At 72.5% G+C, this 14,066-nt stretch carries 17 protein-coding genes; 12 read left to right on the forward strand and 5 right to left on the reverse strand.

The features are described 5' to 3' along the window. The first annotated feature begins 7 nt into the window (after nt 1-7). From ACZYRU_RS10940 to ACZYRU_RS10950, 3 genes are all read left to right on the forward strand, one after another. Nucleotides 8-1,084, forward strand: a complete 1,077-nt coding sequence (locus tag ACZYRU_RS10940; RefSeq protein WP_488957110.1) for a ferrochelatase — start codon at nt 8-10, stop codon at nt 1,082-1,084. Further along, the gene (locus ACZYRU_RS10945; protein ID WP_488957111.1) at nt 1,081-1,884 is read left to right on the forward strand and encodes an inositol monophosphatase family protein; all 804 of its coding nucleotides are present in this window, start codon (nt 1,081-1,083) and stop codon (nt 1,882-1,884) included. The genes ACZYRU_RS10940 and ACZYRU_RS10945 overlap by 4 nt, the downstream gene beginning before the upstream one ends. A 136-nt stretch (nt 1,885-2,020) precedes the next feature. Continuing rightward, entirely contained in the window at nt 2,021-2,311 is a 291-nt protein-coding gene (locus ACZYRU_RS10950) for a DUF4193 domain-containing protein (protein WP_179726422.1), read from the forward strand. 70 nt (nt 2,312-2,381) lie between these two features. Here the strand turns inward: ACZYRU_RS10950 and ACZYRU_RS10955 are convergent, their stop codons facing one another. Continuing rightward, entirely contained in the window at nt 2,382-2,672 is a 291-nt protein-coding gene (locus ACZYRU_RS10955; RefSeq protein ID WP_488957112.1) for a DUF4235 domain-containing protein, read from the reverse strand. A 20-nt stretch (nt 2,673-2,692) separates the two neighbouring features. Then, nucleotides 2,693-3,157, reverse strand: coding sequence for a DUF3093 domain-containing protein (locus tag ACZYRU_RS10960; RefSeq protein WP_488957113.1), 465 nt, complete (start codon nt 3,155-3,157; stop codon nt 2,693-2,695). 65 nt (nt 3,158-3,222) lie between these two features. Between ACZYRU_RS10960 and dut the strand changes: the two genes are divergently transcribed. Genes dut through ACZYRU_RS10980 form a run of 4 tightly spaced genes read left to right on the forward strand, consistent with a single transcriptional unit; the run spans nt 3,223 to nt 5,534 of the window. Next, a complete protein-coding gene (gene dut / locus ACZYRU_RS10965) occupies nt 3,223-3,699 on the forward strand; it encodes a dUTP diphosphatase (RefSeq protein ID WP_488957114.1) in 477 nt (158 codons plus the stop codon). Between the two features lie 40 nt (nt 3,700-3,739). Further along, on the forward strand, nt 3,740-4,405 hold the full coding sequence (locus ACZYRU_RS10970) for a DUF3710 domain-containing protein (protein ID WP_488957115.1): 666 nt from the start codon (nt 3,740-3,742) through the stop codon (nt 4,403-4,405). An 8-nt stretch (nt 4,406-4,413) separates the two neighbouring features. Beyond that, entirely contained in the window at nt 4,414-4,773 is a 360-nt protein-coding gene (locus tag ACZYRU_RS10975) for an OB-fold nucleic acid binding domain-containing protein (RefSeq protein WP_488957116.1), read from the forward strand. Then, nucleotides 4,770-5,534 (forward strand): DUF3159 domain-containing protein, encoded by a 765-nt coding sequence (locus ACZYRU_RS10980; protein ID WP_488957117.1) that lies wholly within the window; start codon nt 4,770-4,772, stop codon nt 5,532-5,534. The genes ACZYRU_RS10975 and ACZYRU_RS10980 overlap by 4 nt, the downstream gene beginning before the upstream one ends. 61 nt (nt 5,535-5,595) lie before the next feature. Here the strand turns inward: ACZYRU_RS10980 and ACZYRU_RS10985 are convergent, their stop codons facing one another. The 3 genes from ACZYRU_RS10985 to ACZYRU_RS10995 are packed head-to-tail and all read right to left on the reverse strand — an operon-like array spanning nt 5,596 to nt 7,936. After that, the gene (locus ACZYRU_RS10985; RefSeq protein ID WP_488957118.1) at nt 5,596-6,264 is read right to left on the reverse strand and encodes a potassium channel family protein; all 669 of its coding nucleotides are present in this window, start codon (nt 6,262-6,264) and stop codon (nt 5,596-5,598) included. Between the two features lie 14 nt (nt 6,265-6,278). Next, complete coding sequence (locus tag ACZYRU_RS10990; RefSeq protein ID WP_488957119.1) at nt 6,279-6,944, reverse strand: potassium channel family protein; 666 nt, start codon at nt 6,942-6,944, stop codon at nt 6,279-6,281. Nucleotides 6,945-6,970: 26 nt separating this feature from the next. After that, nucleotides 6,971-7,936: a LuxR C-terminal-related transcriptional regulator gene (locus ACZYRU_RS10995; RefSeq protein ID WP_488957120.1), complete on the reverse strand. Its 966-nt coding sequence runs from the start codon at nt 7,934-7,936 to the stop codon at nt 6,971-6,973. A gap of 72 nt (nt 7,937-8,008) precedes the next feature. Here ACZYRU_RS10995 and ACZYRU_RS11000 point away from each other — a divergent pair, with 72 nt between their 5' ends. The 5 genes from ACZYRU_RS11000 to ACZYRU_RS11020 all read left to right on the forward strand — a co-directional run bounded on the left by ACZYRU_RS11000 (nt 8,009) and on the right by ACZYRU_RS11020 (nt 14,065). Then, nucleotides 8,009-8,302 (forward strand): hypothetical protein, encoded by a 294-nt coding sequence (locus ACZYRU_RS11000; protein ID WP_488957121.1) that lies wholly within the window; start codon nt 8,009-8,011, stop codon nt 8,300-8,302. 28 nt (nt 8,303-8,330) lie between these two features. Beyond that, nucleotides 8,331-10,373, forward strand: coding sequence for an APC family permease (locus ACZYRU_RS11005; protein ID WP_488957122.1), 2,043 nt, complete (start codon nt 8,331-8,333; stop codon nt 10,371-10,373). Nucleotides 10,374-10,435: 62 nt separating this feature from the next. Beyond that, entirely contained in the window at nt 10,436-11,500 is a 1,065-nt protein-coding gene (locus ACZYRU_RS11010) for a class I SAM-dependent RNA methyltransferase (protein WP_488957123.1), read from the forward strand. A gap of 19 nt (nt 11,501-11,519) precedes the next feature. Next, nucleotides 11,520-12,131 (forward strand): hypothetical protein, encoded by a 612-nt coding sequence (locus tag ACZYRU_RS11015; RefSeq protein ID WP_488957124.1) that lies wholly within the window; start codon nt 11,520-11,522, stop codon nt 12,129-12,131. Then, nucleotides 12,128-14,065, forward strand: a complete 1,938-nt coding sequence (locus ACZYRU_RS11020) for a YhgE/Pip family protein (protein WP_488957125.1) — start codon at nt 12,128-12,130, stop codon at nt 14,063-14,065. Before ACZYRU_RS11015 ends, ACZYRU_RS11020 begins: the two co-directional genes overlap by 4 nt. The last annotated feature ends 1 nt before the right edge of the window (nt 14,066 follow it).

Genomic DNA, 14,066 nt, shown 5'->3' on the forward strand with positions numbered 1-14,066 from the left:
TGGGCGCGTGCCGAATCCGGACCCTCAACCGACCGAACAGCCGACCGACCCCTACGACGCGCTCCTGCTGCTCTCCTTCGGCGGGCCCGAGAAGCCGGAGGACGTCGTCCCGTTCCTGGAGAACGTCACCCGTGGCCGCGGCATCCCGCGCGAGCGCCTCGAAGTGGTGGGGGAGCACTACTTCCTCTTCGGCGGCCGCTCGCCGATCAACGACCAGAACAAGGCGCTGATCGCCGCGATCGAGAAGGACCTCGCCGAGCACGGGCTCGACCTCCCGGTCTACTGGGGCAACCGCAACTGGGACCCCTATCTGGCCGAGACCGTCGAGCAGATGGCACGCGACGGCGTACGACGTGTGCTGTGCCTGGCCACGTCGGCGTACTCCTCCTGGTCGAGCTGTCGCCAGTACCGCGACAACCTGGAGGCCGCGGTTGCGGCCGTCCCCGACGACCTGGTCGCGCCGGAGATCGACAAGATCGGCGCCTACTTCGACCACCCGGGCTTCGTCGCCGCGAACGCCGACGGCGTGCTCGCGGCGCTGGCGGACCTGCCCGACGAGGTCCGCGACGCCGCCCGGCTGGTGTTCGTCACCCACTCGATCCCGATCTCGATGAGCGAGTCCAGCGGCCCTCCCACGGATTCAGCGGAGGGCGGCGCGTACGTCGCCCAGCACGTCGAGGTCGCCGCCGCCGTCGCGGCGCAGGTCGCCGCCGCCACCGGCATCGAGCGGCCCCACGAGCTCGTCTACTGCTCGCGCTCCGGCGCCCCGCACGTCCCGTGGCTCGAGCCCGACGTCAACGACCGGCTCGAGGAGCTGGCGGCCGAGGGGACCGCCGCTGTCGTCCTGTCGCCGGTCGGCTTCGTGTCCGACCACATGGAGGTCGCCTACGACCTCGACACCGAGGCGCTGGCGACGGCCGAGCGGCTCGGGCTCCCGGCCCGGCGTGCCGCATCGGCAGGCACGCACCCTGCGTTCGTGGCCGCGATCCGCGACCTGGTGCTCGACCGGGCCTCCCGCGAGCGCGCGCTGGCGCCGGCCCCGCGCGACCACTGCCCGCTCGGCTGCTGCTCGGGCAGCCGATGACCGAGCCCGCTGCCCTCCGGACCCTGGCCGAGGAGGTCGCCCAGGCGGCCGCCGTCCTCGTGCGCGAGCACGCCGCCAAGGGCGTCTCCGTCGCCGCCACCAAGTCCAGCGACATCGACGTGGTCACCGCGGCCGACCGCGCCAGCGAGGAGCTCATCCGCCGCCTGGTGCTCGCGGCCCGCCCCGACGACGCCTTCCTCGGCGAGGAGGGCGACGACATCGCCGGCACGTCCGGCGTGCGCTGGGTCGTCGACCCGATCGACGGCACCGTCAACTTCCTCTACGGGATCCCGGAGTACGCCGTCTCCATCGCCGCCGAGGTCGACGGCGAGGTCGTCGCCGGAGTGGTGGTGGACGTCGCCAAGGGCGTGCTCTACGCCGGCCACCAGGGCGGCGTACCGACCCGTGACGGGCTGCCGCTGACCGTCCGCGGCCCCGCGCCGCTCGCGCACCGGCTGGTCGCCACCGGCTTCAACTACACGCGCCCCGTGCGCGAGGTCCAGGCCGCGGCCGCGGCCCGGCTGCTGCCGCACATCCGCGACATCCGCCGGACCGGATCCTGCGCGCTCGACCTGTGCCGGGTGGCCGAGGGCGCCCTCGACGGGTACGTCGAGGAGGGCGTCCACCTGTGGGACCACGCCGCCGGTGGGTTCATCGCCCGGCTGGCCGGAGCGCGGCTCCTGGTGACCGTCGGAGCCGGCGGCCAGGAGGCCGTCGTGTGTGGCCCGGAGCACGGTTTCGAGGAGCTCCTGGCGGCCGTCCGGACCGCTGGATTCCTGACCGCGGACGTGCGGGAATAGGACCGCTTCATCCACTGTTCTGGGGACTCGCACCGACCCGGGTGTCGCGAAGTGGCTCCCATGGTGCACAATCTGCCGCGCCCATCCGCACGCTTCCCGTGCGGTGGCGGTCACTGAGGGGAGAGAGCAACCGGTCATGGCGACTGACTACGACGCACCGCGCAAGAACGAGGACGAGCAGTCCGAGGAGAGCATCGAAGAGCTCAAGGCGCGCCGCCACGACAAGAACTCGGGCAAGGTCGACGAGGACGAGACCGAGGCGGCGGAGTCATTCGAGCTGCCCGGCGCCGACCTGTCCCACGAGGAGCTCGCGGTCGAGGTGAAGCCCAAGCAGGACGACGAGTTCACCTGCATGAGCTGCTTCCTGGTCCACCACCGCAGCCAGCTCGCAGATCCCAAGAAGATGATCTGCAAGGACTGCATCTGACAGACGACGAAGCGGCCGTGGCGGTCTGACCGCCACGGCCGCTTTGTCGTGTCCTGTCCAGTCGTTCCCCTCAGGCGTCGCCCTTGCGCAGGCCCGGGGGCAGCTGGCCGGTCGACTTGAGGTAGTAGCCGGCCGCCCGGCGCTGGGCGAGCATCTTGGCGAGCGCGACGAAGGTGCCGCTGGCTGCGGCCCACGCGACCGCCTCCCAGACACCGACGTCGGGGTCGGCCGGGTTCACCGGCGGCTTCTTGCCGGTCGCGGCGCGCCAGCTGGTGTCCAGCCCCTTCTTGGCCACCGAGGCGGCGCCGAGCGCCGCGACGAGGGAGAACGCCGACCAGACCTTGGAGCTGTCCTTTGCCATGGCTCCGAGCCTAGTGGGTGCTAGTGGTCGCGGGCGTTGAGTGCCGTCGCAAGGGCCCGCGGGTGGCGAGAGCTCACCAGCCAGTACGGCGCCGGGTCGGCCGGGTCGGTGATCTCCACCCTGACCGACTGGCGCAGGTAGGGGCGCAGCAGCAGGTACGCCCGGGCGTCCGCCTCGGGTCCCGACACCCGGCGGGTGCGGTCGGCGTCGAGGGCCTCGGCGGCACCGACGTACGACATCTCGATCCGGGCCCGGCCGGCACGGAACCAGCCGTCGGACACGACGACCCGGGCACCGCCGTAGGACCGCAGCCAGGCCGCCATCCCGGCGAGGACAACACCGGTCACCACCCACGCGAGCCAGGCGGCGTGGCCGATCAGCGCGACGATCAGGGTCAGCCAGAGCGTCGCGACGAGCATCGTGCCCTGGGCCCACCAGCGCAGCGGGACCCGCAGCCGCTCCTGGTAGCTCGCACTCTCGCTCACGGGGAGGATGATCCCATCCGTGTGGTCGGACCTCGTCGCGAGGGTCGCACCACTAAGGTCTCCCCGTGCCCGAGACCTCCACCGCCGACTCCGCCATCGACCTGGTGATCGCCGTCCAGCAGCTCGACCCCGAGCTGCCCCTTCCCGCCTACGCCCATCCGGGCGACGCGGGGGCCGACCTGGTCGCCGGTGTCGACGTCGACCTGGCGCCCGGCGAGCGGGCGCTGATCCCGACCGGGATCGCGATCGCGCTGCCCGAGGGGTACGTCGCCCTGATCCACCCGCGCTCGGGCCTTGCGGCCAAGCACGGTCTGTCGATCGTGAACACCCCGGGAACCGTCGACGCGGGCTACCGTGGAGAGATCAAGGTGCTGCTGATCAACCACGACCCGGTGGAGGCGATCACGCTGCGCCGGGGAGACCGCATCGCCCAGCTGGTGGTCCAGCGGGTCGAGCGGGCCCGGTTCGAGGCGGTGAGCGCCCTTCCGGACAGCGTGCGCGGCAGTGGCGGCTACGGTTCAACCGGAGGATTCCAGTCGTGAGGGTCGGCAACGGCCCGAGCGGCGCAACGAGGAGGACACAGTGAGGCTGCGGCGCAAGGCTGCCGACCCGACGGTCGACGACGCGGTGGACGAGACCACCGAGGTCGGCGAGACCGCCGACGACGCCGGGGTCACCGCGGGCGACCCGACGGCCGGTCCGTTCGACGCCGACGACCTCCCCGACGACGGCATCGCCCGGCTCGACCTGGGCTCCCTGCTCGTCGCGCCCACCGAGGACCGCGAGCTGCGGGTGCAGGTCGACGAGCAGTCCGGCGCCGTGCGCGCCGTGCTCCTGGCCGCCGACGAGGGCGCCCTCGAGCTGCGCGCCTTCGCGGCGCCGCGCAACGGCGACCTGTGGAGCGAGATCCGCCCGCAGATCGCCGCCGACGCCGCCCGCCGCGGCGGCACCGCCACCGAGCGCGAGGGCCGCTTCGGCACCGAGCTGGTGTGCGAGGTGCAGATGACCCGCGCCGACGGCGCCACCGGCACCCAGACCTCCCGCGTCATCGGCATCAACGGCCCCCGCTGGCTGCTGCGCGCGACGCTGCTCGGCGACCCCGCCCGCGACCCCGAGTCGGCCGACGCCTGGGAGGCCGCGATCGCCCAGGTCGCCGTACGCCGCGGCGCCCACGCCATGCCTGTCGGTGAGCAGCTCCCGCTCTCGCTGCCCGAGGGCGCGACGCCGCGCGCCGTACCCACCAGCTGAGCGGTCCCATGCGCACCAAGAGCCGCCTGCGGCGCACGATCAGCAAGTGGGCCAACCCCGACGAGGCGGAGGCCCGTGACCTCCGCGCAGCGTTCAGCGGCACCGGCGTCGTGTGCATCGGCGACGCCCCCGACCGCGAGCCGGTCCGGCTGCGCGGCACGCTGCGCACGGTGACGTTGCGCCCGCGCGGTGGCGTGCCTGCGCTCGAGGCGGAGCTGTACGACGGCACCGGCGTCGTCACCGTGATCTGGCTCGGCCGTCGGCGGATCGCCGGCATCGACCCCGGTCGGGCGCTCGAGGTGCAGGGTCGGATCGGCAGCCAGGACGGCACCCGGATGCTCTACAACCCGCGATACGAGCTGCTGTGAGCACGCCGGAGAACGCACCGGAGAACGCGGCGAGTCACCACCCGATCGGTGTCGACACCGTCGAGGCGCTCGTGCGCCGTCAGCTGGCGACCACCCTCGGCGGCCGGCGGGGCACGATCGAGGCTGCGCTGCCCGGCCTCGTCTTCACCCTGCTCTGGCTGCCCACCAAGCAGATCGAGCTGGCCCTGATCGCGGCGGGCGTCGTGGCCGCGGTCGCCCTGGTCCTGCGGCTGGTCCAGCGCAGCTCGACGCAGTACGTGTTCAACGCGATCTTCGGTCTCGCCATCGGCTGGGTGTTCGTCCGCTGGGCCGAGGGGTCGGGCGGCGACGCCTCCGACCAGGCGCTGGCGTACTTCCTGCCCGGCATCCTCTACAGCGGGGTCTACTCGATCGTCCTCGCCACGACCTGCCTGCTGCGCTGGCCGATGCTCGGCTTCATGCTCGGCGTCGGCACCGAGGACCCGCTCGAGTGGCGCAAGAACGACCAGGTCGTCCGGCTGTGCAGCCGGCTCACCTGGCTGATGCTGGCCCCAGGAGCCATCGGCGTCCTCCTGCAGGGGCCGGTCTGGCTGCTCGGCCACCACGACGTGATCCGGGCCGAGGTGGCGGTCACGATCATCGCGGTGCTGCGGCTCGGGCTGGGCTGGGTGCTGCGGATCGCGGCGTTCTCGACGATGTTCTGGCTGCTCGCCCGCAACGCGACGCCGCTCGAGGCCGCCGTGGGTGAGCCTGCGAACCCGCGGATCACGGCCGAAGATTGAGGAGCGTCCGGCTCAGTCCGAGCCTGCGAGGACTGAGCGGCGCGTCTCGAAATCCGGTTGTCTACGGATGCGATCCGGGCGCCAGGACTCGCTCCAGCTCGTCCTCGGCCTCGGCCGGGACGACGAACAGCAGCTCGTCGCCGGACTCGACCGGCTGCTCCGGCGTCGGCACGTAGACCTGGCCGTCGCGCAGGATCGAGACGAGCGCGCAGTTCTCCGGGAGCGGGATCAGGCCGGAGGCCTTGCCGACGTACGGCGAGTCGGTCGGCAGCACCATCTCGACCAGGTTGGCGTTGCCCTTGCGGAAGGTGAACAGCCGCACCAGGTCGCCGACGCTCACGGCCTCCTCGACGAGCGCCGACATGATCCGCGGCGTCGAGACGTTGACGTCGACGCCCCAGGCCTCGGTGAACAGCCACTCGTTGTTGGGGTGGTTCACCCGGCCGACGGTGCGCGGGACCCCGAACTCGGTCTTGGCGAGCAGCGAGGTGACCAGGTTGGCCTTGTCGTCGCCGGTGGCGGCGATGACGACGTCGCACTTGTCGAGTCGGGCCTCCTCCAACGACGACAGCTCGCACGAGTCGGCCAGCAGCCACTCGGCGTCCGGGACCCGCTCCGGGCGGATCGAGGAGGGGGACTTGTCGATGAGGAGCACCTCGTGGCCGTTCTCGATCAGCTCGCGGGCGATCGAGCGGCCGACGGCACCTGCTCCTGCGATGGCGACACGCATCTGTCTGTTCTCCCTCAGCCCTCGTGCTCGGGCCCGCGGGCCAGCACCTTGTAGGCCTGGTCCGCGGACTCCTCGCGGGTGACCAGGTGCAGCATGTCGCCCTCCTGGATGACGCTGTCCCGGTCGGGCAGCAGGCCCTCGCCGAGACGGTCGATCCACGCGACGCGGCAGCGGGCCTGCTCCTGGAGCTGGCCCACCCGCGCGCCGACCCAGACCTCGGGGGTCGGGAGGTGGTCGACCCGGATCGTGCCCGACGGGTCGCGGAAGTCCGGCTCGGCGCCGGCCGGCAGGATCCGGCGCAGCACCTGGTCGGCGGTCCACTTCACGGTCGCGACCGTGGTGATGCCGAGCCGCTGGTAGACCTCGGCGCGGCCGGGGTCGTAGATCCGCGCGACGACCTGCTGGATCCCGAAGCTCTCCCGGGCCACCCGCGCCGCGATGATGTTGGAGTTGTCACCGCTCGACACGGCCGCGAACGCGTCCGCGCGCCGGATGCCGGCCTTCTCCAGGACCTCCTGGTCGAAGCCGATCCCCGGGATCTTGTCACCGTTGAACCCAGGACCCAGCCGCCGGAAGGCGTCCGGCTCGCTGTCGATGATCGACACGGTGTGGTTGCGGTCCTCGAGGCTGCGGGCCAGGGTCGAGCCGACCCGTCCGCAGCCCATGATCACGACGTGCACGGTGAGCACGCTATAGCAGCGGGGCCTCAGGTTCCGAGTGCCCTCGCGAGCAGGACCTGGCGGGTGGGTGAGCCGGTCTTCGCGAGCAGGGCCTTCACGTGGTCCTCCGCCGTGGTCCGGGCGACGACCAGACGGGTGGCGACCTCGGGCGTGCCGAGGCCCTGGAGCACCAGGGCCAGCACCTCGGTCTCGCGCGGGGACAGCCCGTGCACGCGGGCGAACAGGTCGCTGCGCTCCTCGGCGGTCGCCGGCGCGATCGCCACCGCGATGTCCGCGCCCAGGCGCGCGGCCCGGACCGTCACCCAGCGGTTGCCGCCGAGGTGGACCCGGGAGCTGGGGTCGGTCGACCACAGCCCGGCCTCGACGGCCACCAGCGCAGCACCGGCGTTGTACGCCGCCGCCGGGATCGGGGCCATCGGTGCCATCGGGGCCGTCAGCTCCGGCGGTGGCAACAGCCGGAGCAACGCCTCAGCCGCCGCGTCGGTCTGGTCGAGGACCCGCAGCCCGTCGTCGAGCAGGACGACGCCCGGCGGCACGGGGGACAGGGCGGGGTCGCGGGCGGCGAAGGTCCGGGCGGACGCCGCGCGCAGGCCACGGGTGATGGTGGGCGCGAGCTCCTCGAGGAGGCGGCGATCGCGGTCGTCGTACCGGCCCCGGGTGTGCCACAGCTCGAGCCAGCCCCAGTGGCCGTGCCGGTCCGCGAAGGCGACGTAGGCCGTGTCGGTGACGCCGAACCGGGAGAGGTGGGCGTTCCACTCCGTCCGGTCGGGGATCAGGTGGCGCGCGCGGACCAGGCCGGGCAGCTCGGGCCAGGGGAGCATCGGCACGGTGGCGTGCGGCGAGCTCACCACGCCGGTGACCGGGTCGGTCATCGCGAACAGGTGCCCGTCGAACGTGAGGCGCTCGCGCAGCAGCGCCACCAGCCGCTCCCGCAGCTCGCGGTCGGAGCAGTCCGCCGCGCAGGTGCGCTCGGCGCGGACGAGCAGGTCCACCCCGTCAGGGTAGGGCGCGAACCCCCGGCCTCGGGGATGGTCCGGGTGCCCGGACCCGACGAGGCTGGCCGCATGATCACTCTCCGCGTCGACAACACCGTCCACGACTTCGACACCTGGTTCGAGGTCTTCAACCGCTACGAGGGCTTCCGCCGCACGAGCGGCGTGCGGTCGTACCGCGTCGTCCGGGTCGCCGACGACCCCCGGCAGGTCCGCGTGGACCTCGACTTCGACGACCTCGCGACGGCCACCGCCTTCCGGGGTGCGCTGGCGAAGATCTGGGCGACACCGGCCTCGCGGGACCAGCTGGCAGGGCACCACGAGCCGGTCGTCCTCGACCTGGTGGTGCAGCGAACGCTGGCCTAGCGGCACCCATGCCCTACCGTTGTCGCTCGTGGGTGTCGGAGACGTATCGAAGCGCATCCTCCTCGGACGCAAGCTGCGCAGCGCCCAGCTGGGGGAGACACTGCTTCCCAAGCGGATCGCGCTTCCGGTGTTCGCCAGCGACGCCCTGTCGTCGGTGGCGTATGCGCCCGACGAGGTCTTCATCATGCTGTCCATGGCCGGGGCGTCGGCGTACGTCTGGTCCTGGAAGGTCGGCGTCGCCGTCGCCATCGTGATGTTCACGGTGGTGCTGTCCTACCGGCAGAACGTGCACGCCTACCCGTCGGGCGGCGGTGACTACGAGGTCGCGACGGTCAACCTCGGCGCGACGGCCGGCATCACGGTCGCCAGCGCGCTGCTGGTCGACTACGTGCTGACGGTGGCGGTGTCGATCTCGTCCGGAGTCCAGAACGCCGCGTCGGCACTCGACTTCATATCCGGCCACGAGGCGATATTCGCGACGATCCTGGTGATCGTCCTGGCCGGGATGAACCTGCGCGGTGTACGCGAGTCGGGGAAGTTCTTCGCGATCCCGACCTACGGCTTCATGTTCGCGATCATCGGGATGGGCATCTACGGCTTCGTCCAGTACACGTCCGGCACGCTGCCGCAGGTCGAGAGCGCCCACCTGACGGTCCTGCCCGACAGCGACCACCAGGGCGAGCTCACCCAGATCGCGCTGATCATCCTGCTCGCTCGCGCGTTCTCCTCCGGCTGTGCCGCGCTGACCGGTGTCGAGGCGATCTCCAACGGCGTCCCGGCGTTCAAGCGGCCCAAGTCCAAGAACGCGGCGACGACGCTGCTGCTCCTGGGTGGCATCGCCGTCACCATGCTGATGAGCATCATGCTGCTGGCGCGGACCATGGGCATGAAGTACGTCGACCCGAACGACATCGACCGGCTCCGCAACGCCGACGGCAGCCACCTCCCGGACGGCTTCGACCAGCACACGGTCGTGGCGCAGCTGGCGCGAGCGGTGTTCACCGACTTCCCGCCGGGCTTCTACTTCGTCGTCGCCATGACCGGCATCATCCTCGTGCTCGCGGCCAACACCGCGTTCAACGGATTCCCGGTGCTGGCCTCGATCCTGGCCCGCGACGGCTTCGCCCCGCGGGCGCTCGGCTCGCGCGGAGACCGGCTGGCCTACAGCAACGGCATCCTGTTCCTCGCGGTCCTCGCGATCGTCCTGATCCTGGCCTTCAACGCCGAGACCACGAAGCTGATCCAGCTCTACATCGTCGGCGTCTTCGTCTCGTTCAACCTCAGCCAGCTCGGCATGATCCGGCACTGGACCCGGCACCTGAAGACCGAGACCGACCATGCGACCCGGCTGCAGATGCAGCGCTCGCGGATCATCAACGCCTTCGGCCTCGCGATGACCGCCGTCGTCATGGTGGTCGTGCTGCTCACCAAGTTCCTCGCCGGCGCCTGGATCGCGATCCTGGCGATGATCTTCTTCTTCATCGTGATGAAGGGGATCAAGAAGCACTACGACAACGTCGAGCGCGAGCTCGCCGCCGACGAGACCGACAAGGCGCTGCCGACCCGCGTGCACGCCATCGTGCTCGTGTCCAAGCTGCACAAGCCGACCCTGCGGGCGCTGGCGTTCGCGAAGGCGACCCGGCCGAACTCGCTCGAGGGCGTCTACGTGTCGGTCGACCAGAAGGACACCGTGCGGCTCCTGGAGGAGTGGGACGAGCGCAACACCGGCATCCCGCTCAAGGTGCTGCACTCGCCGTACCGCGAGGTGGTCAAGCCGATCGTCGAGTACGCCTCGGCGATCCGCCGCGCCAACCCGCGCGGGGTCGTGGCCGTGTTCATCCCCGAGTACGTCGTGGGCCGCTGGTGGGAGCAGTTCCTGCACAACCAGACCGCCCTGCGGCTCAAGGGCCGGCTGCTGTTCACGCCCGGCGTCATGGTCATCTCGGTGCCCTACCAGCTGCGGTCCTCGGGGATCGCGCTGGAGCGGGAGGAGCGCGAGGAGCACCGCGTGCACGCCGGGGACCTGCGCCGCGGCCGGGTGAGCGGCGACGACCGGCAGACCCCGCGGTGAGCCGGCCTGCCCGACGCCCGTCCCGCCGGCCCCGTGCCCGGACCAACCGCGGCGCCTCCGTTGTGGGCCGTCGGTTCGAGGCCGAGGTCGGCCCGGTCGCGCACGGCGGCCACTGCGTCGCCCGGGTCGAGGACCGCGTCGTGTTCGTCCGTCACGCCCTGCCCGGTGAGCGGGTGGTCCTCGAGATCACCGAGGGCACCGAGGGCGACAAGTTCTGGCGGGCCGACGCCGTCGAGGTGCTCACGGCCTCGCCCGACCGGGTGCCCGCACCCTGCCCGTACGCCGGTCCCGGGCTGTGCGGCGGCTGCGACTTCCAGCACGTGGCCGTCCCGGCCCAGCTGTCCCTGAAGGCCGACGTCGTGCGCGAGCAGCTGCGTCGCGTGGCGCGCCTCGACGTGGACGTGACCGTCGAGGCCGTGTCCGGCGACGAGGACGGCCTGCACTGGCGCACCCGCCAGCGCTACGTCCCGCTGCCCGACGGCGGACGCGGCATGCGCAAGCACCGCTCCCACGACGTGGTCCCGGTCGACGAGTGCCTGCTCGAGGCGCCCGGCGGTCCGTCGTACGTCGTGCGGGGGAGGACCTTCGAGGTCGCCGACGGTGGCTTCTGGCAGGTCCACCCGGGTGCCCCGGAGACGCTGGTCGGCGCCGTCCTCGAGGCACTTGCCCCCCAGCCCGGCGAGAGCGCGCTCGACCTGTACGCCGGCGTCGGGCTGTTCAGCCGCTTCCTGTCCGAGGCCGTCGGCCCGACCGGCCGCGTCGCCGCGGTCGAGGGAGACCAGGCCGCCTCGGCCCTGTCCGAGAGCAACTGCCCGGGCCTCACGGCCGTGCCCGGCGATGTCGCCTCGGTGCTCGCCACCGGCCTCGCCGGAGCCTGGGACCAGGTCGACCTCGTCGTGCTCGACCCGCCGCGGGTCGGGGCCAAGCGGGCCGTCGTCGAGCAGGTCGTGGCCCGCGCACCCCGCGCGGTGGCGTACGTCGCCTGCGACCCCTCCGCGCTCGCCCGCGACGTCGCGATCTTCGCCGAGCACGGCTACCGGCTCGCGTCGCTGCGTGCCTTCGACCTGTTCCCCATGACACACCACGTGGAGTGCGTCGCGCTCCTGGTCCCGTCCTCCGCGGAGTAGCCACGGCAGACTGACCGTCATGACGAACCTGGTCATGACGGACGGGGCGGTCGCAGGGCTGCTGGAACCCACCTCGGTGGAGCTGGTCCCCGGTGAGGTGGTCGTCGCCGTGGGGCGGCCGGGGCACGGCAACGTGGCGCTGGCGCTCGCGCTGGCCGGGCGGCTCCGGCTGACCGGCGGCGCGGTCGCGCTGGGCGAGGACGCCTCGCCCGGAGCGCTGCAGGCGGCGGTGGTGCTGGTCGACGTACCCGGGGTCACCGAACCGGACGACAGCGTGCCGTTCCGGGTGGTGGTGGCCGAGGAGCTCGCCCTCGCCGGGCGCCCGGCCGGGCCGCGTTCTGCGTCGGCGTGGCTGCGTGAGCACCGGTTCGCGACCGGGCCGGGGCTGCGGACCGAGGACGTGCCGCCGGCCGACCGGATCCGCTCGCTGACCGAGCTGGGGGCGGCGCGGCCGGATGCCCGGTTCCTGGTGCTGGTCTCGCCCGACCGGCACGGCCTGCACCGGCGGGACTGGTGGCCGGTCGTCCGAGCCGCGGCCGACGGCGGGCTCGGGGTCCTCGTCACGGTGAGCGAGGCGGTGGACCTGGCCGGCGAGGTCGTCCGGATGGCGACGATCGGAGGTGCGGCGTGAACGCCCTGCGCATCGCCTGGAGCGAGATCTCGCGGCTGCTGAGCATCCGGATGGGCCGGATCACGGTGCTGGCGCTCGTGACGGTGCCGACCATCTATGCCGGGCTCTACCTCTACGCCAACCACGACCCGTACTCGGCGCTGGACCGGGTCCCGACCGCCTTGGTCGTCGAGGACGCCGGCGCGACCGGCCTCGACGGCAAGGAGCTCGACGCCGGGCGCGAGGTGGCCGACGAGCTGCTGGAGTCCGCCGACTTCGGCTGGCACGAGGTCGACCGGGCCACCGCGAAGGCCGGGGTCGACGACGGCACCTACGACTTCGCGCTGCTGATCCCGCGCGACTTCTCGGCCGCACTGACCAGCAGTTCCGGCGGAGACCCCGAGCAGGCGCGGATCACCATGCTCACCAACGACGCGAACTCCTACCTGTCGACCACGATCGCCAACACCGTCGCCACCAAGGTCCGCGACGCGATCGGGCAGAAGGTCTCCCAGGAGGCGGTCGGCACCTTCCTGCTCGGCATCGCCGACGTCCGCCAGGGCCTGCAGCAGGGTGCCGACGGGGCCGGCCAGCTGCAGGGCGGGCTGAAGGAGGCGCGCAAGGGCTCGCGCAGGCTCGTCGACGGCAGTGCCCAGCTCGCCGACGGCACCGGGCAGCTGCACACCGGCGCGACCCAGCTGCACGACGGCCTGACCACCCTGGCCACCCGTACGGCGCCGTTGCCCCAGCAGGCTCGGAAGCTGGCCTCCGGTGCCCGTCAGGTCGCGGACGGCGACCAGGCGGTCGCCAACGCGGGCAACAAGATCGCGGGTGCGGTCCACGGCGCCCGGGTCGCGTACGACGGCGGCCGGGCCGACCTCGTGGCCCAGATGAACCAGCTCGGCCTCGACCAGGGCGCGCAGGACCGGCTGCTCGGGGTCTACGACCGGGTCGGCGGCAAGGTGCACAACGTCGACACCAAGGCGGGCGACGTACGCAAGCAGCTCAACCAGCTGGCGAGCGGCGCCGACCAGGTCGCCGACGGTGCCGAGCAGCTCGCGCGCTCGGCGCCCGCGCTCGTCGACGGGATCCGCCAGGCGCGCGACGGCGCCGACAAGCTGGAGACCGGCGCCGCCCGGCTCGACAAGGGCGCCGGCACCCTGCACGACGGCACCGTCGAGCTGCGCAAGGGCCTGCGCCAGCTGACCGCGGGCGCCGGCACGCTGCGCGACGGGCTCGCCGCCGGCGTCGAGCAGGTTCCGGACACCACCGAGCAGTCACGTCGGCAGATCGCCGAGACGATCGCCAACCCGATCGACGTCCGGGCCCGCAGCGACGCCGCTGCCCGCAACTACGGCGCCGGGCTGGCGCCGTTCTTCCTGGCCCTGGCTGCCTGGATCGGCGGCTACGTCCTCTTCCTGCTGGTCCGCCCGCTGTCCAGCCGGGCGCTGGCCGCCAACCAGCACCCGCTGCGGATCGCCGTCGGCGGGTGGCTGCCGCCGGCCCTGATCGGCGCGGTGCAGATGACCCTCGCCTTCGCGGTGGTGGCGCTCACCCTCGACGTCGGCATCGTCGAGAGCCTGCGGACCTGGTTGTTCATGATCCTGATCTCGGCCACCTTCATCGCGGTCGTGCACCTGCTGAACGCCCTGCTCGGCACCCCCGGCCAGTTCCTCGCGCTGGTCCTGATGGTGGTCCAGCTGGTGACGGCCGGCGGCACCTTCCCCTGGCAGACCATCCCCGAGCCACTGCACTGGCTGCACCAGGTGCTGCCGATGAGCTACGCCGTCGACGGCCTGCGCCAGCTCATGTACGGCGGCGACCCGGCCCGCGCGTCCACGGCGGTGCTGGTGCTGGCGGCGTACCTGGTCGGTGCGCTGGTGCTCACCTCACTGGTCGCGCGCAGGCACCGGGTGTGGACGCCGAGCCGGGTGAAGCCGACGGTGGTCCTGTAGG

This window comes from Nocardioides sp. F233, from assembly GCF_057813895.1.

Coding starts and splice junctions, on each gene's coding strand:
- ACZYRU_RS10945 (WP_488957111.1), top strand. CDS start 1,081: ATGACCGAGCCCGCTGCCCTCCGGACCCTGGCCGAGGAGGTCGCCCAG.
- ACZYRU_RS10950 (WP_179726422.1), top strand. CDS start 2,021: ATGGCGACTGACTACGACGCACCGCGCAAGAACGAGGACGAGCAGTCC.
- ACZYRU_RS10955 (WP_488957112.1), bottom strand. CDS start 2,672: ATGGCAAAGGACAGCTCCAAGGTCTGGTCGGCGTTCTCCCTCGTCGCG.
- ACZYRU_RS10975 (WP_488957116.1), top strand. CDS start 4,414: ATGCGCACCAAGAGCCGCCTGCGGCGCACGATCAGCAAGTGGGCCAAC.
- ACZYRU_RS10985 (WP_488957118.1), bottom strand. CDS start 6,264: ATGCGTGTCGCCATCGCAGGAGCAGGTGCCGTCGGCCGCTCGATCGCC.
- ACZYRU_RS11000 (WP_488957121.1), top strand. CDS start 8,009: ATGATCACTCTCCGCGTCGACAACACCGTCCACGACTTCGACACCTGG.
- ACZYRU_RS11015 (WP_488957124.1), top strand. CDS start 11,520: ATGACGAACCTGGTCATGACGGACGGGGCGGTCGCAGGGCTGCTGGAA.